This is a genomic window from Pantoea sp. USHLN298, assembly GCF_037149395.1.
GTDB classification, from domain to species: domain Bacteria; phylum Pseudomonadota; class Gammaproteobacteria; order Enterobacterales; family Enterobacteriaceae; genus Pantoea; species Pantoea astica.
On record NZ_JBBCRO010000007.1, the window covers coordinates 64,695 to 82,510 of the forward strand.

Sequence of the window (17,816 nt, forward strand, 5' to 3'; positions counted from 1 at the left end):
ATTCCTGATAATTACAACCCGAGAGCGGGCAGAAGTTGATCAAAAGAGTCGAGTGTTAAATCGGGCTGGCTACGGGCAATCGGTTCACCGTAGTTATAGCCAAAGGTCATGCCAATATTTGGCACGCCCGCCGCCTGAGCCGCCTGGATATCGTTGCGCGAATCGCCAACAAATAACAGCTGGCCAGGCAGCACACCAAAGGTGCCCAGCACCATAAAGATCGCCGCCGGATGCGGTTTCTTCACCGGCACATCGTCACCGCCGATGATCAGAGAAAAAGCATCCGCAATGCCAAGCGACTGAAGCAGTGGCGCGACAAACGGCGTGGGCTTATTGGTGACAATCGCCAGCGGCAGACCGGCGGCCTGCAGCGCAGTCAGCGTCTGCTTCACCTGCGGGAACAGCGTGCTGCCCGCATCCACCGTGTCGGCATAGTGTTTGTCGAACAGCGCCCGCGCATCATGCTGCTCGTCCGGCTGCGGCTCACGGCCCAGCGCGTAAGTCAGGGCGCGCGCCATCATGATATCAGCCCCGTTGCCAATCCAGGTCGAGACGCGCTCAAGGCCGGCCACCGGCAGGCTGAGATCTTTCAGCGTCCGATCGATCGCTTCAGCAAGGCCTGGCGCGCTATCCACCAGCGTGCCATCGAGATCAAACGCCAGCGCCCGGATATCAGTGAAAGGAGCCATTGGCTTTCTCCAGTTCGTTGCGCATCTCGTCGATCACTTTTTTGTAATCCGGGTGACCAAAGATGGCTGAACCAGCGACAAACATGTCGGCGCCTGCTGCCGCGATCTGACCGATGTTATCAATCTTCACGCCGCCATCCACTTCGAGACGAATATTGTAACCGCTCTGGTCGATACGCTTGCGCGCTTCACGCAGCTTATCCAGCGTGCCGGGAATAAACGACTGGCCACCAAAGCCCGGATTCACCGACATCAGCAAAATGATATCCAGCTTATCCATCACGTAATCGAGGTAACTCAGCGGAGTCGCCGGATTGAACACCAGGCCGGCTTTACAGCCATGCTCTTTAATCAGCTGCAGCGTGCGATCGACGTGTTCACTGGCTTCAGGATGAAAAGTAATGTAGGTCGCGCCGGCGCGGGCGAACTCGGGGATCAACGCATCGACCGGCTTAACCATCAGATGCACATCGATGGGTGCGGTGATGCCATAGTCGCGCAACGCTTTCAGAACCATCGGTCCCATAGTCAGGTTGGGCACATAGTGGTTATCCATCACGTCGAAGTGAACCACGTCGCCTCCGGCCTCCAGCGCTTTCGCGGTATCTTCGCCCAGGCGAGCAAAATCCGCCGAAAGGATTGAAGGGGCCAGCAAATATTGTTTCATCCGATTCTCCCACTGTTGTGCGCCAGCCCTGCGGCTGGCGTAATGCGTTGGTCGCGGACGAAACAGACTAGCTATAGAGCGCCAGCAGTTCGTCGACCTTAGTGCGACCGGCTATGCTTCGGCTAATGGAACGCCGGGCTTTGACCACATGTAACACTGCATCCTGATACCACAAACGCGTCAGTGCAGTGTCGTGGTTAGAAATCAGTACCGGAATCCGGTGTTCTGACGAGGCCAGCTGTGCCGCTAACGTCGCCAGATGCTGCTGCTCGCGCAGGCTAAAACTGTTGGTGTGATAAGCCGTGAAGTTCGCTGTCGCCGACAGCGGCGCATAGGGCGGATCACAATATACCACGGAGCCTTTACCGGCATTGGTCAGGGTAACATCGTACGATTCACAGACAAACGTCGCTTTTTGCGCGCGCTCGGCAAACCATAACAGTTCTGCTTCAGGAAAGTAGGGTTTGCGATAGCGGCCAAACGGCACGTTAAATTCGCCGCGCAGGTTATAGCGGCATAAGCCGTTGTAACAGTGACGGTTGAGATAGAGGAAAAGCAGCGCACGCTGATAGGCATCGGTGCTGGTATTAAATTCGGTACGACGCAGGTAATAGCAGACTTCGTTGTTCCCTTCCGGGGTAAACAGCAACTGCGCGTCACGAATAAAATCCGCCGTGCGCGTTTTAACGATGTTATAGAGATTGATCAGATCGCTGTTGATATCGGCAAGATGGTAGCGATCGAAGTCGGTGTTCAGAAACACCGATCCCGCCCCAACAAACGGCTCGATCAAACAGTCGCCTTGTGGCAGGTAGCGATGGATCTCTTCTACTAAGGGAAATTTTCCCCCTGCCCATTTCAGGAAAGCGCGATTTTTTTTCATGCTGTCGTGGTTATTACATCTTATTGTGAGGCTGTGGCTGGACCGACAGCAGATCTGCGCTTAAAACGGGGCCAGTAACCCTGGCCCCACATCAATTACTGACTGGCTTCTTTCTTAACCTGGCTAACCGGTTTAACCCACGGATTCTGTGCACGCACTTCCGCAGGCAGCGATGCCACAGCGCGTTTGGCCTCTGCCGGTGTTGCGTATGATCCACTCACCAGAACGTACCACGACTGACCGTTACGGGTGGTTTTGTAGACGTGATACGCACTCAGATTCTGTTTTTTCGCCCAGGCATTCAGGCTTTCCGCTTTAGAGGCACCGCTCAGCTGCAGCGTATAACTGCCGCCTGGCAGTGATTTGCTGGCTGAACTGCTGCTGGCAGCGTTACTGCTGGTCGCCGTGTTGCTGGCAGGCGTACGCGCCGGCGTTGTATGCGTTCTGCTGTCACTGGTCGCTGGCTTAGAGGCCGTTTTGTGCGCCGGTTCATGTGCAGGACGCGTCTGACTTGTGGATCTGTTTGGCGTCTGACGGCTGGCCGGTGCGCTGACCGGATTCGCTGCCGTGCCCGCATTACCACTGACGGTCGCAGGCGCAGTCGGCAGTGAACTGCCATTTTGCGCGCCGGTCGCGGCACTGTCGATCTGCTGCTGCTGATTACTCAGCGCGCTATTGAGATCGCCCGGTAAGGTGACACGTTGCTGGTTCGCGGGTGTTTCAATCGGCGCGGCCTGGGTAGGCGTAGAGGCCACCGGCGGCATGGACACATCGCGCGGCGGGTTGCTGGTCGCGTCACCCTGGGTTGCCGCAGCGTTCTCTGTTGCCGCTGGCGTGGTCTGTCCGCCGGACATGGAGGAGGAGCCGGTCAGATCGATGTTTTTCTCGCTGTTGGTTCCGCCGCCAGTGGCAGGTGTGTTAGCGCCGTTACTGCCGGTGGCCGGTTTCTTATCGTCCGGGCCATTCAGCGCCGAACCAATACCCAGCACCAGTAACAGCAGCACCAGAATCCCGACGCCCATCATGATGCGCTGGCGCGAAACCGGTATTTTAGCTGCGGTAGACGGCTTACGTGGGCGCGAGGGACGACGGTCACTGGCGTCAGGTTTTAACTCGTCTTCCGGTTTGAACTCATCCATTTTGCCTCCTCCGTAAAGCGGCATCCCGCACTGCGCACCCTGCGCGCCGCGTCACCACTTAACTGCTTAATATCAAGATGTCTGGCAATCGTTAATTGCAGCCAGCACCATATCATGAGCCACGCCGCCACGCACTTCAGAGCGGCCAATCGACAAAGGAAGAACCAGCCGTAATTCACCCGCCAGCACTTTCTTGTCGCGCATCATATGGGGCAGATACATCTCTGCGCTCATCTCCTGCGGACCCTGCACCGGTAAACCGGCACGCTGCAATAGCGTGATGATACGTTCAGTCTGTTCCGGGCTGAACTGCCCCAGACGCTCGGCGGTGCGCGCGGCCATTACCATGCCCGCTGCAATCGCTTCGCCATGCAGCCAGTTGCCGTAGCCCATGTGCGCTTCAATCGCGTGACCAAAGGTGTGACCCAGATTGAGCAGTGCGCGTTGTCCGGTTTCCCGCTCATCGGCAGCCACCACGTCAGCTTTTAATTCACAGCAGCGGCGGATGCAGTAGGCGAGTGCCTGTTCATCCAGCGCCAGCAGTGCATCAAGATTCTGCTCCAGCCACTGGAAAAACGCACCATCCAGGATGATGCCGTACTTGATCACTTCAGCCAGACCGGACGCCAGTTCGCGAGCCGGTAGCGTCTGCAGACACGCCGTATCAATCACCACCGAAGCGGGTTGATAGAAGGCGCCGATCATATTTTTGCCGAGCGGATGGTTTACGGCTGTTTTGCCGCCAACCGAAGAGTCAACCTGCGACAGTAAGGTGGTGGGCACCTGAATAAAGCGCACGCCACGCTGATAACTGGCCGCAGCAAAACCGGTCAGATCGCCAATAACGCCGCCGCCTAAGGCGATCAGCGTCGTATCACGACCGTGCGGTTTTTGCAGTAGTGCGGTAAAGACCTGATCCATCACGGCCAGCGTTTTGTACTGCTCGCCATCGGGTAAAATCACCTGATCCACTTTCACGCCCGCCGCCGTCAGCAGCGCCGACAGTTTGTCGAGATAAAGCGGTGCCAGCGTCTGGTTGGTCACCACCATGGCGTTTTCGCCCGCGGTCAGCGGCCAAAAAGAAGCCGGATCGTTAAACAGTCCGGCGGCGATAGTGATGGGGTAACTGCGTTCCCCCAGTGAGACGGTGATCTTCTCCATGATGCTCGATACCTGTTAAAGAGCCTTCGAACGTTGGATCAACTTTTTTCCAACATGTGGATAATCTGATTCGCCACCACTTTCGCACTCTGATCATCTGTGCGAATCGTGACGTCGGCGATCTCTTCATACAGCGGATTACGTTCGCCAGCCAGCGCTTCAAGCACTTCACGCGGCGGTGAATCCACCTGCAGCAGCGGACGTTTTTTATCACGTTGCGTGCGCGCCAGTTGCTTTTCGATGGTGGTCTCAAGATAAACCACAACGCCGCGGGCGGAGAGACGATTACGCGTTTCCCGGGATTTGACGGAGCCACCGCCTGTCGCCAGGACGATGCCTTGCTTTTCAGTCAGTTCGTTAATGATTTTTTCTTCGCGATCGCGAAAGCCAGCTTCGCCTTCGACGTCAAAAACCCAGCCCACATCCGCTCCGGTGCGTCGCTCAATTTCCTGATCGGAATCGAAGAACTCCATGTTGAGTTGCTGAGCCAACTGACGACCAATAGTGCTTTTGCCGGCACCCATCGGCCCAACCAGAAAGATATTGCGTTTCTCTGCCATTTTGTCGGTATTACTAAGAATTCGTTAATGATACCCCGCGTTCAGCATTTGCTGGCGGGACAGGAACTGAGACCTCATGAGCGTTAGCAAGAGTCAGACGAAAAATTATCTCAACACTCAAGGCTGTTTGGCAACCGATTATATTGCCTGCAGCAAATCCATTTCTGAATTGGCCTGTGGTTCGCGAAACTGTAACGCGCCAGCGCTGCGTCTTTACAACGCTGCTCACAGAGGAATTTTCTGATCTGTTTGCTGGGATTTACCCAACATAGACGGTTACACCGTATTGAAAATCGCTAAACCTTGTAAGCTAATTCCTGTCCTGCGTCAAATCGGATGGCCTTCTGGGACCTATTTTCCGTTTTATCCAGCCGTAAGCGCTGCTTCCCTGACCAATCGCGGCGTAATGAAGATCACCAGCTCCTTTTTTTTGCGCTGCTCAGATTGCTGACGAAACAGCCCGCCGATCAGCGGCACTTTTCCCAGTATCGGCACCCGATTTTCTCCCCGGGTTCGCTGCTGCTGAAAGATACCGCCCAGCGCCAGGGTCTCCCCGTCCCTGACCGTCACCTGGGTTTCAATCTCCTGTTTATCAATCGACAGCACCTCATTGTCACCGGTTTTAATATTGCGGCCCGGCATATTCTGACTGATATGAATTTTAAGCTGGATACGCCCCTGACCGGAAACGCTGGGCGTCACCTCCATACCCAGCACCGCTTCTTTAAATTCGATACTGGTTGCGCCACTGTTACCGGCTGAGACCTGATAAGGAATTTCAGTGCCCTGTTTAATCGAGGCCGTTTGCTGATGAGAGGTAAACAGACGCGGACTGGCGATAATTTCGATCTGGTTTTCCTGTTCCAGTGCGCTTAACTCCAGATCCAGCAGCTGGCCGCCGATGCGCGCCAGCGTCATGCCAACACTCACGCCGGGCGAACTCACCGCCAGCGGAATCGCCAGCCGCGGATGATGAAGCGCCTGGGTGACCGCCGCGTCACCGGCCTGTAGTCCCCAGTTGACGCCGAGTTCGTGTAAATGCTCCTCGCTGATGGTGACGATATGTGCCGCCAGCTCGATTTGCTCCAGCGGCAGATCGAGCGCCCTTAGCCAGCGCTCCGTCTCCTGTAACGCCGCAGCCGTATCGCGTATTAACAGTGTGTTGGTGCGTTTATCCACCGTGACGCTACCACGCGGCGTCATCAGTGACTGGCGCTCACTCAGCAGGCTACGGTGTACCTCGCTGGCGCTGGCATAATGCAGCAGCACTGCACGCTGTTGCAGCGGTGCCTGTTGCAACCGATCTTTCTGCTCTTCATCGCGGGCCTGCCGCTGCGCCTGCTGCCAGCTTTCCGGATAGACCAGTAGCACGTTCTCGTGCTCAATCAGCGTCAGCTTTGCCATCTGAGCGACCAGATCCAGTGCCTGATGCCATGGCAGATCATCCAGCCGCAGCGACAATGATCCCGTCACCTCCGGCGCGATAATCAGGTTGATCTGCTGGTAGTCGGCCAGGGCCTGTAAAATGCGCTCAACCGGCGCGTTATCAAATGCCAGGCTGAGACGCTGATCGTCAGCGGCGTGGACCGGCAGCAGGCAGCTGAGTACCAGCCATAACGTCAGAATCCTTTTCATGCGGAGCTCCTTTTAAATAAAATGCGGTTCGTTGCGCACTGCAGCTATTCCTGACCGCCAGAGTCAGGCTACGCCGGTCAATATCGCTAAGCTGCCACGGCGACAGTGCCAGCGGTTGCCCGGCCCGCACCACCATCGCCTTTTTCTGCGGCGTCACCAGCACGGCATAGAAGCGGGATGGCCGTCCAATGATCCCTTGCAGGTGCCAGCCGGTTAGCGGCTCCACCGACGGCTGACAGACTGCACCCGCAACCGGATGAAACGGATCGCGCGCCAGCGCGCTGCTGCAGCACAGCAGTAACACCAGCAGCCTATGGCGCATCGTCAGGCTCCAGCCAGAGTTGCACGACCAGATGCTGCGGCTGCGCAAGCACCCGAAAACGCGCCGGAAACGGTGCAGCAGCCTGAGCAAGTTCGGTAAACAGCGGCTGAAACGCCCGCCATGGCAGATGCAGCGTCAGGGAGCGTGGCCGGGCATCGGGTTGCCACTGTTCAAGCTGGCCGCGCCGTGACGCAAGAACCGTTTCCACCGCCTGCACAGACGTCGCCGCTGTTACAGGCGCAGCCTGAGTTAAGAGCTGTGCCTGCAACAGCGCGTCTGACGGATTCTGGTGCCATTGCCGCTGGCGCAGTTGCAGCTGGCTCGTCAGCTGTTGCAGCTTCTGCTGTTGGGTTGCCAGCGCCTGCCGCTCCGGCCGCAGCCACACCAGCCAGCCCAGCATCAGTAAGGCAGATGCGACTGCCGCCAGCGTGCCGTAGCGTGGGATCGTCTTCATCTGCCACCAGCCTCTCCACCACTCACTCATCCTTCACCGCCTGAAGCTGCGCACGCAGGGTAAAGTGATATCCCCCGCCAGGCTGACGCTGAACGCTGCCCTGCTCCACCTGGCTGAACAGTGTCAGGGCCGCCAGCTGCTGACGAAATTGCCGGATTGCCTGCATATCCTGCGCCTGGCCCTCCAGCGAGAACTGGCCCTCACGCTTCTCAAGCTGGTTCAGCCAGACGGTGTCGGGCAGCAGCCCCGGTAAATCCAGCCAGAATTGCTGCCAGGCAGCCCGCTGTATTGCCTGATGCTGCGCCTTCTTACGCTGCTTTTGCTGCGCCGCGAGCTGTGCCATCAGCGTTTTTTGCCGGGCCAGACGTGATATCAGGTCGTCCAGCGCCACCTGCGCCGTCGCGGTCTCTGCGCTAACCTGCTGCTGCACGCGATGCAGCCGCCAGACCTGAAGCATCACCAGCAACAGCAGACTAACCGCAACGCCTGCCAGCACCATCAGACTTTGTCGCCGCTGCTTTGTGGCCTGCCGCTGGCGCCACGGCAGCAGATTGACCGCCACCATCAGCAATCCTTATCCCGCAACGCCAGGCCCGCCGCCAGCGCGAACGCTCCGGGATTGGCGGGTAACGGTGGCTGCTGAAACGGGATCAGATCGAAAGGTGAGAAAGGCTTCGCAGTGGCCGGCCACGCCACGGGCTGCGAGGCGCAGACAAACAGCGCCGAAGCCTGCGGGAAAGCCTGTTGCTGTAATGCCTCAAGGGAGATCGCGTCGCCTGCATCCGCAGCGGTCTGACCGTCGCTCCACAGCCAGCGCTTTTCCTGCTGCAGAACCAGCACCGCTCCGGCAGCCAGCCGGGCCTGCTGCGCCAGGCGTTTCAGCGCCTCGGTGGTCAGTTCAAATACCTGCGGCGTTAATCCAGCCTGCAACAGCGGTGCTGCCCACTGGTCAATCATCTCCAGCCGTGCGGCTGTGACACAGAGCTGACCACTCTGCGCATCCGGCCGGTAATCCAGCGCCAGCGCATCGGGTTCCAGCGGGAAAAGCCGTCGGGCCGCCGCCTGCACATAGTGCCCCAGCGCCGGCTCGCTGAGTGGCTGCGCCGGAAGCGACAGCGATCGCTGTAACACCAGTTGGGCTGGCAGCCCGACACGCAGGGAGTAGCGTCGTGGCAGGCGCTGTCGCCAGGCGGTTAAGGCCGCCAGTAATTCAGGCGAAGATTGCAGCACGCCGTTTCTTAACGTATCTTGCGGCAGCCGCTGCTGCCACCAGTGGCGTAGCTGCCAGCCATCACGTTGAGGCTGGAGGGCCAGGGCACAAATCTGCCTATTCTGAATATCCAGCCCAATTTGCCAGGTATGAAAAGCCATGTGCGCGATCTCCTTATCGTCCGGGGAAAATGGACATATCAAAGCGTCTGGCTTGCCTTTATACTACCGCGCGGTTGTTTATAAACTGCTCAAACGACAACAGATGGGAAATTCCAGGTGAAGTTCGTAAAGTATTTATTGATCCTTGCAGTGTGTTGCATGTTGTTGGGAGCAGGCTCGATTTATGGTTTGTACAAATACATAGAGCCCCAGTTGCCCGATGTGAACACGCTGAAAGATGTGCGTCTGCAAACGCCGATGCAGGTTTACAGCGCTGAGGGCGAGCTGATGGCGCAATACGGTGAAATGCGCCGTATCCCTTTAAAGCTGCAGCAAATCCCACCTGAGATGGTGAAAGCCTTTATTGCGACTGAAGATAGCCGTTTTTATGAGCATCATGGCGTCGATCCGGTCGGCATCTTCCGTGCCGCCAGCATTGCGCTGGTTTCGGGCCATGCTTCGCAGGGTGCCAGTACCATTACTCAACAGCTAGCGCGTAACTTCTTCCTGAGTCCGGAACGCACGCTGATGCGTAAAATAAAGGAAGCGTTTCTGGCGATCCGCATTGAGCAACTGCTGAATAAAGATGAAATTCTTGAGCTTTACCTGAATAAAATCTACCTCGGCTACCGCGCTTATGGCGTTGGTGCTGCCTCGCAGGTCTATTTTGGTAAGCCGGTCGATCAGCTGTCGCTGAGTGAAATGGCGATGATTGCCGGTCTGCCTAAAGCACCGTCGACGTTCAACCCGCTCTACTCGCACAGCCGCGCGTTATCACGTCGCAACGTGGTGCTGGCGCGCATGTTAGATCAGCATTACATCACCCAGCAGCAGTATGACGAGGCGCGTAATACCCCGCTGGTGGCGAAGTATCACGGTCCGGAAATCGCCTTCTCTGCCCCTTATCTCAGCGAGATGGTGCGTCAGGAGATGGTGAAACGTTACGGTGAAAATGCCTATACCGACGGTTATAAGGTTTACACCACGGTGACCCGTCGCCTGCAGCAAGCCGCGCAGACGTCGGTACGCAACAACGTGATGGCCTATGATATGCGTCACGGCTATCGCGGCCCGACCAGCGTGTTGTGGAAAGTTGGCGAACCGGCGTGGGATCAGGCGAAGATCGAGAAAGCGTTGAAGACGCTGCCGGTCTACGGCCCGCTCCAGCCAGCCGTCGTGACTGAAGCACGGAGCGATGAAGCGACCGTGATGATGAAGGATGGCAGCAATGTCTCGCTGACCTTAGCCGGGGTTCGCTGGGCTCGTCCTTATAAGTCTGACACCGTTCAGGGCCCGACACCGAAAAGCGTGAGCCAGGTTTTACAACCCGGCCAGCAGATTTGGGTCCGCAAAGTTGATGATGCGTGGTGGCTGGGCCAGGTACCGGATGTTAACTCGGCGCTGGTTTCCCTCGATCCGAATGACGGTGCCGTCCGGGCGCTGGTCGGCGGCTTTGATTTCAACCAGAGCATGTTTAACCGCGCTACGCAGGCGCTGCGTCAGGTCGGGTCGAACATCAAACCCTTCCTCTATACCGCTGCGATGGACCGTGGTCTGACGCTGGCCTCGATCCTTAACGACGTGCCGATTTCACGCTGGGATGCGGGTGCCGGTGCCGACTGGCGTCCGAAAAACTCCCCGCCAACCTATGATGGCCCGATTCGGCTGCGTCAGGGGTTAGGTCAGTCGAAGAACGTAGTGATGGTTCGTGCGATGCGTGCGATGGGCGTCGATTATGCCGCCGAGTATCTGCAGCGTTTCGGCTTCCCGGCGCAAAATATCGTACATACCGAATCGCTGGCGCTGGGTGCAGCCTCATTTACCCCGTTACAGGTGGTTCGCGGCTACTCGGTGATGGCCAACGGTGGCTTCCTGGTTGATCCTTATTTCATCACCCGGATTGAGAATGAACAGGGCGGCCTGGTGTTTGAAGAGAAACCGAAAATTGCCTGTCCGCAGTGCAATCTGCCGGTGATCTACGGTGATACCAAAAAAGCGCTAGCGCTCAATGAAGAGAGCGTGGAAAACGTGGCGGCGTCGGACAAAAACCAGAATCAGTCGGTGCCACAGCCGGAACTGGAGCAGGTGCCTGTCCCGCCTGAGCAGGGCAACTATGCGCCGCACGTCATCAACACGCCGCTGACCTTCCTGATCAAGAGCGCGCTGAACTCGAATATCTTCGGCGAGCCAGGCTGGATGGGCACCGGCTGGCGTGCCGGTCGTGACCTCAAGCGTAATGATATCGGCGGTAAAACCGGTACCACCAACAGCTCGAAAGATGCCTGGTTCTCGGGTTACGGCCCGGGCGTGGTGACTTCAGTGTGGATCGGCTTTGACGATGCCCGCCGCAATTTAGGCCGCAGCACGCTGTCAGGGGCGATTCCCGATCAGATCTCCGGCTATGAAGGCGGCGCGAAGAGCGCACAACCGGCATGGGATGATTTCATGAAGAGTGCGCTGGAGGGCGTGCCGGTTCAGCCGTTAACCCCACCGGAAGGCGTGGTGACGGTGACCATCGATCGCAGCACCGGTAAGCTGGCGAATGGTGGCGGCAATACCCGTCAGGAGTACTTCATTGAAGGTACGCAGCCGACCGAGTACTCGGTGCATGATGTCGGCACCACCATTATGGACAATGGTGAGAGCCACGAACTGTTCTGATGCTTTCAGCGTAGTGTGAAATATCTATGGGTGGTCACCTGATGTGACCACCCATTTTTTTATCCGGTGCTTTTTAATTTGCCATCCTGGCTGGCCTGCCCGCGTTAAATGATCAGACCCGTTTCGCGTAAACGTTGACTGCGGGCACAATTAGCCGCGGAGCATATCAGCCCATGCCCTTTCAACTGGCAGCGGATCTCTATTAACCCTCGCCTTTTCCCACCTGTTCCGAATACTCTTTTACAGGATTAATTAAAGTGGAATCATACTCGCTTTCAGCATCCAGCCAGACAGGGATAACAATCGAACAATGGCAGAAATAAAATCAGGGCAGAATAACGCATTGAGTTTTTAAGAAGAATGCCGATCACCTGTGGTAATCGGCATGCGTTTCCCGTCAGAAGTAAGGATAGGTGAACAAAGCGTTCATGTCATATGAACTAAAATATAATGCAATTATTATGACGTTATAGTTAGTGTTTCCCTGATGCCAGCAAAAAAATCGAATGTCATATGAAACAAAACTGCAGCCAGCATAATATTAACAGCACACGATAACAGGGGGAATATTAACTCTTGCGCATCGTTTACCATCGTGTTAAGAATGAAATGGATCAGCAGAACAAGGTAATGAATATTTTTAATTGAATCATTAATGGATACCTTAATATGGAAATTAAAATCGGTCACACTGAAGAGACTGACGCTGAAAGATATATTATTCAGCGCCTCTGGCAACACAACGAATCCTTTGCCGATATCAATCTGAAAACGTTGAATGTCATTCTTTATGACGACTTTCACCATATTCAGGGCGGACTGTTGGCCCATACCTGGTGTGGCACTCTGGATATCCATTTCTTATGGATAGAGGATGCCTGCCGTCAGCAGGGGACCGGACGTCAACTGATGCAGGCAGCAGAAGAGGAGGCGCGAAACAGAGACTGTCATATGTCGGTCGTTGACACCATGAGTTTCCAGGCTCGCGGTTTTTACGAAAAGCTGGGTTATCGCGTTTATGGTGAACAGCATGGATATGCACAGCGTTTCGCACGCTATTATCTGGCCAAAAAACTCTAACCGGTATTTTCAGCGAGGCGCCATGGACAGCTCATATCGCAATATTGATGAATTTATTGCTGCATTTGCCACAACAATGGATTTATTACCCGTGCCGTGGGGTTTTAAGGATGCAGCATCGCTGCACCTTTATATGAATGAAGCAGCAATATCATACACTGCCACACCAAAAACCTTTTCATTGCAGGGCAAAAAAGACAGTGAATTCCCGACACCCTGGAGTGACTGTGCGGAGGAATTCTGCCTGCACGATCAAAAAGTAAAAGCCCTGAAAAGCTGCGTCACCGTCATTGAAACCCATTACTGGTATGGCAATAACTATCTCACCCCCTTCATCAGCGAAAAATATCCCGTTTTCGATAATAAAAAGCAGTTGCTTGGCTACATCTGGAATGCACGACCGATAGACAACCTGACGGCAACCAGCTTTATCGATGCCAAAAAAGCCTCGGTACTGACAACGCAGCTGGAGCATCCGCTTTTTACCCCGGCCGAGCTGGATGTAATCTTTCTATTGCTGCGACGATTTAATGCCAAAGAGATCGCGCGTATCTATAACCTCAGCGTTAAAACCATCAGTAACCGTATCACGACCCTTTATCAAAAAGCGGGCGTGCATTCGCTACAACAGTTTGAAAACTATTGCCGTGCGGAATCACTGGATAATTATCTGCCAGAGAAGTTTCTCAGCACAGGCGTTATTTTTATATAAACCGGTAAGGATACCCTGTTGTGAGTAAATTTGATGATTACCCGTTACAACCGGTGCCTGAAAACAAAAGGCTTTCGCTGCTCAGCGTTGCCATTGTGCATATGGGCATGTTGACTGCGCTGGATCAGTTTATGCTTGGCGCGGTGCTGGGAAACAGCATGACGCTCGGTGAAGCGTTTATCGCCATTACGCTGGCCAGCCTGCTGTTTGGCGTGCTGACTTTCGCACTCGGCTATGCCGGCATGCGTGAAGGCCTGCCGGGCAGTCTGCTGGCACGCTGGTGTGGCTTTGGTCGTCACGGCTCGGTATTGGTTGGTCTGCTGGTCGCAGTCAGCCTGCTGGGCTGGTTCGGTATTCAGAATGCGGTTTTCGCCCGTTCGCTGAGCTATGCCCTGCACGGTAAACTCAGCTTTACAGAGTCAGCCGCATTATCAGGCGCGGTGCTGACTTTACTGGTTACTTTTGGTTTTAAGGCGCTGCGCTTTACCGCACGCATCGCCGTTCCGCTCTTTATTGCGCTGGTCGGCTGGATTTTCTGGCACGCTTTCCATGCGCAGCCAGGTCAAATCACGCCGCCGGTGATGGCAACAGAAACCATTACCGTCAGCGCGGCGATGACCATGGTGATGGGTGGCGCAATCCTTGCCAGCCTGATGACTCCCGATCTGACGCGTTTCTCCCGCAACGGCAAAGATGTGTTCGTTATTACGCTACTGACCATTCTGGCGGGAGAGTATGGGATCAATGGTCTGGCGATTCTGATCGCCAGAGAGTTGCAGACGTCGGACATCATCGCAATCATTACGCAAACCACCAGCACGCTGGGTTTGTTCGCGGTGGTCTTTTCTACCCTGCGCATTAACGACCTGAATCTCTATTCGTCCACGCTGGGGATCACCAATGCCATTGAAGGCGTGACCGGCTATAAGCCGCATTACCGAATCATTACGCTGGTGCTCGGCCTGATTGGCACACTCTGCTCGATTCTTGGGATTCTCGATCGTTTTGTCGATTTTCTGGAGCTGCTGGGCGTCATCTTCCCGCCGGTGTTGGGCGTGATGATTATTGATTACTACGTGCTGAAAACCGATCGTCAGACGCTGGCGCTGAGCCGTCGCAGCCATACCCTGCCAGCAACCTCGCAGCTTATCGGCTGGCCGGCACTCATCGCCAGCATAGCAGGAGGCGCAACCGGGCTGCTTATCGAGCGCGGCGTACCGGTACTCAATTCGCTGATCGTCGCCTGCCTGGTTTATCTGGTAACTGCTCCGGCGTTAAAGTGGACGTCGGCCCGACAGAAGAGTGCCGTGACCGAATAAGCCCGAACGCGCCTGCTGGCAGGCGCGTTTCGGACGCCGGGAAGTTCGTTGTTTATCAGTAGCGAAGACGCCCCTGCTTCACCAGCCATTCGCGCGCCATAAACAGCGCACTGACGTTACGCGCCTCGCGGAAATCGGGCTCCTGTAACAGGGATAACATATCGCTCAGCGGCCAGCGATGCACAATCAGCGGTTCTGGCTCATCGCCTTCCAGCTTTTCGGCATACAGCCCTTCCGCGATCACAATATTCATTTTGCTGGAAAAGTAGGATGGGGCCATGGTGAGCTTGCCCAGCGGAGTCAGCTCACCTGCGCCAAAGCCCACTTCTTCTTTAAGTTCACGGTCAGCGGCCTGATTCACCGTTTCACCGGCATCGATCAGACCTTTGGGAAACCCAAGCTCGTAGGTTTCCAGCCCCACCGCATACTCCTGAATCAGGATCAGATGATCGTCAATGATCGGTACAATCATGACGGCCTCACGCTCAGAGGGTTTCATCCGCTCATAGACGCGCCGCGCACCATTGCTGAAGGCCAGATCGACCGATTCAATGGTAAACAGCCGTGAACGCGCCACGGCGGCTACATTGAGGATGTCAGGTTTTTTTGGAGTTTTCATATCAGCCTCAAACTTTACTGCGCCGGCTCTCAGGAACGAATTAGCATACCTAACCGCAGGCAATTGTGCGACAGTCAGACCATAAGGTTATCGTTTCATCACCGTGCTCACGGGATAATGGCCGGGTTAATCAATAAGACAAATTTTGCATTAGTCAATATCGTGGGATCAGTTTCAGATAATACCGATATTTAATTCAGTCTCAGACGGTTACCATTCGGGCAAGGCAGGGTTTAACAATTGCTAATTAAATGATTTACAGCGCTATTTTTTTGTCTGTATGACTCGTCAGAGTTGTTTAATCCCCCACAATTTGTCTTATATAGTGGGCGTATCCGGGAGCATGAGTTTAAAGTGAAGGCAGCATTTTGGCTGAATTGAGCAGAGCATGAGCACAATCTTTACGATATTGGCCATAGTGCTAACCTGTTCAATCCTGGCAGGCATTGGGTTTTGGTACGCTATGCGGCATCGTCCGCCGTTGGCGAAACCGCTGCCATTTATCAGTCCGCCCTGCCGCAAACTCTCCGATCAGGAGCGCAAAGCGGTAGATAAGTATGTTGCTGCGCTGGAAAAACAGCCGCGTACTGCCGTCTCGACGGACAAACGCGCTGCGCCTGACCGTCTGACCCTGACTGCACAAAGTAATAATGTCTATCCGGTCACCCGTGCGATTACCCGCTACGGCCTGTCGACCGACGATCCCCATAAATGGCGCTACTACCTCGACGAAGTCGAAGTGCATCTGCCGCCGCTGTGGGAGCAGTACATCACCGATGAAAACTACGTTGAACTGATTCGCACTCAATCGATTCCGCTGGTGATCTCATTAAACGGTCATTCGCTGGTCGATTACGCCGTTGATCAGCAAAGCCTGCCGACGCTGATGCGCCCGGTCTCGACCAATGCCTCCATCCGTAAAGCAGAAACCGAAAGCGTTGAGCTGCTGAAGGTGCGTAAAGAGACGCCAGAAGAGTATCGCCTGTCGCGTCCGGATGGCACGCGTGAAGCGGTCATTATCTCGCTCGCCCTGTTGCTATTCTTCTTCAGCCTGCTGGTGCCGGCGACGTTCATGATCTGGCTGGTGCTGGCTGGCGCGGCGATGATCGCCGCCAGCCTGTGGCTGCTCTACCGCATTCCTGGTGAACGCGGCCTGCGTGACATTCACTGTCTGCGCGGCGCACCTAAGCGCTGGGGCCTGTTCAGTGAGTCTAATCAGGAGCAGAGCAACATCACGCTGGGGATTATCGATCTCGCTTATCCACCGCACTGGCAACCCTACGTGGCCCACGATCTCGGTCAGGTGACCGACGTGGAGATCTACCTGAACCGTCAGGTGGTGCGTCAGGGCCGGTTCCTGTCGCTGCAGGATGAGGTGAAAAATTTTCCTATTCAGCGCTGGCGTAAAAACGTGGTGCTGGCCTGCGGATCGTTAACCGTGCTGGCGCTGCTGGTAACCTGGATCCCGCTCAGTATGCCGATTAAGCTCAGCCTGGCCTGGGCCAGAGGCACCGACAGCCTGGAAGTGAGCAGCGTAGACAAGCTCAGCGGCGTCGCTCTGAATATCGGTGACAACCTGAAAGTGACCGGCAATGGCATGTGTTCGGTTCCGGATAACTACCAGAGTAACCGCAGCTACGCCTTTATGCCGTTCGACTGCTCCGCGGTCTACTGGAATAACGCCACACCGCTGCCGCAGCCGCAATCGGACATCATTGATAAGGCGGCAGCCCTGCTGGAGACCACTACCCGGCAGTTACACCCGGAAACCAACACCGATCCTAAGCTGAATCCGCAACTGGCCTCAGCGATTCAGAAATCCGGCATGATCCTGCTGGATGACTTCTCCGATCTGGTGATGAAAACCCAGGACTTGTGTAATCAGCCGCAGGATTGCGTCCGGCTGAAGAACGCGCTGGTGAATTTAGGCAACGCCAAAGACTGGGAAGCGCTGGTGCGCCGTGCCGACTCCGGCCAGCTGAACGGGATGAATGTGTTGCTGCGCCCGGTGAGTGCCGAAGCGCTGGAAAATCTGGTGAATACCGCCACCTCGACCTTCTTCTTTCGTGAAACCCGACGGGCAGCGGAAAACCTCAACAGCCCGCCACCGGGCGGCTTCCTGATTATCAGCGATGAGGGACGCCAGCTGGTGAATCAGCCTCAGCCAACGGTCTCGCTGTTTGACCTCGATCCGCCGTCGCAATGGCGCGAACTGCAGCGGATGTCCGCTATGCTGCTGCATACGCCGTTCAGCGCCAGTGGCATCATCACCAGCCTGTCGACCGATGCCAACGGCACGCGGCACATTGCGCTGCACAATGAGCCGGATGCGATGGCGCAGTGGCGCTATCTGGGTACCGCGCTGCTGCTGCTGGTGCTGGTGACCTGCGCGCTGATCAACGGACTGCTGGCCCTGCGTCGTATGCACCGTAATCGCCAGCGGATGACCGACATCCAGCACTATTACGACAAGTGCTTCAACCATAACCTCGGCACTTTGCAGGGCGTGCGCTCGTTATTCTGAGCCCTGCCCTTCTGTGCTAC

17 protein-coding genes are annotated in these 17,816 nt (G+C 55.8%); 5 read left to right on the forward strand and 12 right to left on the reverse strand.

The window, feature by feature from the left end; all coding sequences use genetic code 11:
- Positions 1 to 11: 11 nt before the first annotated feature.
- The 11 genes from WFK59_RS18285 to pilM form a co-directional block, all read right to left on the reverse strand.
- Positions 12 to 689 (reverse strand): phosphoglycolate phosphatase, encoded by a 678-nt coding sequence (locus tag WFK59_RS18285; RefSeq protein ID WP_233986929.1) that lies wholly within the window; start codon positions 687 to 689, stop codon positions 12 to 14.
- On the reverse strand, positions 673 to 1,356 hold the full coding sequence (rpe, locus tag WFK59_RS18290) for a ribulose-phosphate 3-epimerase (protein ID WP_031376791.1): 684 nt from the start codon (positions 1,354 to 1,356) through the stop codon (positions 673 to 675). The genes WFK59_RS18285 and rpe overlap by 17 nt, the downstream gene beginning before the upstream one ends.
- A 67-nt stretch (positions 1,357 to 1,423) precedes the next feature.
- The gene (gene dam, locus WFK59_RS18295) at positions 1,424 to 2,239 is read right to left on the reverse strand and encodes an adenine-specific DNA-methyltransferase (protein ID WP_233986928.1); all 816 of its coding nucleotides are present in this window, start codon (positions 2,237 to 2,239) and stop codon (positions 1,424 to 1,426) included.
- Positions 2,240 to 2,334: 95 nt separating this feature from the next.
- Positions 2,335 to 3,378 (reverse strand): SPOR domain-containing protein, encoded by a 1,044-nt coding sequence (locus WFK59_RS18300; protein WP_336756732.1) that lies wholly within the window; start codon positions 3,376 to 3,378, stop codon positions 2,335 to 2,337.
- A 72-nt stretch (positions 3,379 to 3,450) separates the two neighbouring features.
- Positions 3,451 to 4,539, reverse strand: a complete 1,089-nt coding sequence (gene aroB, locus WFK59_RS18305) for a 3-dehydroquinate synthase (protein ID WP_233986926.1) — start codon at positions 4,537 to 4,539, stop codon at positions 3,451 to 3,453.
- Between the two features lie 38 nt (positions 4,540 to 4,577).
- Positions 4,578 to 5,099, reverse strand: a complete 522-nt coding sequence (gene aroK / locus WFK59_RS18310) for a shikimate kinase AroK (protein ID WP_003852989.1) — start codon at positions 5,097 to 5,099, stop codon at positions 4,578 to 4,580.
- A gap of 363 nt (positions 5,100 to 5,462) precedes the next feature.
- Positions 5,463 to 6,734, reverse strand: a complete 1,272-nt coding sequence (gene hofQ / locus WFK59_RS18315; RefSeq protein WP_336756734.1) for a DNA uptake porin HofQ — start codon at positions 6,732 to 6,734, stop codon at positions 5,463 to 5,465.
- Positions 6,673 to 7,056 carry a HofP DNA utilization family protein gene (locus WFK59_RS18320; protein ID WP_336756736.1) on the reverse strand — a complete coding sequence of 128 codons (384 nt, stop codon included), beginning with the start codon at positions 7,054 to 7,056 and terminating at the stop codon, positions 6,673 to 6,675. The genes hofQ and WFK59_RS18320 overlap by 62 nt, the downstream gene beginning before the upstream one ends.
- Positions 7,046 to 7,540 (reverse strand): HofO family protein, encoded by a 495-nt coding sequence (locus WFK59_RS18325; protein WP_336756738.1) that lies wholly within the window; start codon positions 7,538 to 7,540, stop codon positions 7,046 to 7,048. Before WFK59_RS18325 ends, WFK59_RS18320 begins: the two co-directional genes overlap by 11 nt.
- Positions 7,533 to 8,075 (reverse strand): PilN domain-containing protein, encoded by a 543-nt coding sequence (locus WFK59_RS18330; RefSeq protein WP_336756739.1) that lies wholly within the window; start codon positions 8,073 to 8,075, stop codon positions 7,533 to 7,535. The genes WFK59_RS18325 and WFK59_RS18330 overlap by 8 nt, the downstream gene beginning before the upstream one ends.
- Positions 8,075 to 8,881: a type IV pilus biogenesis protein PilM gene (pilM, locus tag WFK59_RS18335; protein WP_233986921.1), complete on the reverse strand. Its 807-nt coding sequence runs from the start codon at positions 8,879 to 8,881 to the stop codon at positions 8,075 to 8,077. Before pilM ends, WFK59_RS18330 begins: the two co-directional genes overlap by 1 nt.
- A gap of 117 nt (positions 8,882 to 8,998) precedes the next feature.
- On the opposite strand from pilM, the gene mrcA reads away from it, so the two are divergent.
- The 4 genes from mrcA (at position 8,999) to WFK59_RS18355 (ending at position 14,653) form a co-directional block, all read left to right on the forward strand.
- Positions 8,999 to 11,542, forward strand: coding sequence for a peptidoglycan glycosyltransferase/peptidoglycan DD-transpeptidase MrcA (mrcA, locus tag WFK59_RS18340; protein WP_336756740.1), 2,544 nt, complete (start codon positions 8,999 to 9,001; stop codon positions 11,540 to 11,542).
- 669 nt (positions 11,543 to 12,211) lie between these two features.
- Complete coding sequence (locus WFK59_RS18345) at positions 12,212 to 12,622, forward strand: GNAT family N-acetyltransferase (RefSeq protein WP_336756742.1); 411 nt, start codon at positions 12,212 to 12,214, stop codon at positions 12,620 to 12,622.
- Positions 12,573 to 13,334, forward strand: a complete 762-nt coding sequence (locus WFK59_RS18350; protein ID WP_409520465.1) for a helix-turn-helix transcriptional regulator — start codon at positions 12,573 to 12,575, stop codon at positions 13,332 to 13,334. Before WFK59_RS18345 ends, WFK59_RS18350 begins: the two co-directional genes overlap by 50 nt.
- 20 nt (positions 13,335 to 13,354) lie before the next feature.
- On the forward strand, positions 13,355 to 14,653 hold the full coding sequence (locus WFK59_RS18355) for a cytosine permease (protein ID WP_336756744.1): 1,299 nt from the start codon (positions 13,355 to 13,357) through the stop codon (positions 14,651 to 14,653).
- 55 nt (positions 14,654 to 14,708) lie between these two features.
- Here WFK59_RS18355 and nudE read toward each other — a convergent pair whose 3' ends face one another.
- Complete coding sequence (gene nudE, locus WFK59_RS18360) at positions 14,709 to 15,272, reverse strand: ADP compounds hydrolase NudE (RefSeq protein ID WP_233986917.1); 564 nt, start codon at positions 15,270 to 15,272, stop codon at positions 14,709 to 14,711.
- Between the two features lie 388 nt (positions 15,273 to 15,660).
- Here nudE and WFK59_RS18365 point away from each other — a divergent pair, with 388 nt between their 5' ends.
- Positions 15,661 to 17,796, forward strand: a complete 2,136-nt coding sequence (locus tag WFK59_RS18365) for an intracellular growth attenuator family protein (protein WP_233986916.1) — start codon at positions 15,661 to 15,663, stop codon at positions 17,794 to 17,796.
- Positions 17,797 to 17,816 lie beyond the last annotated feature (20 nt).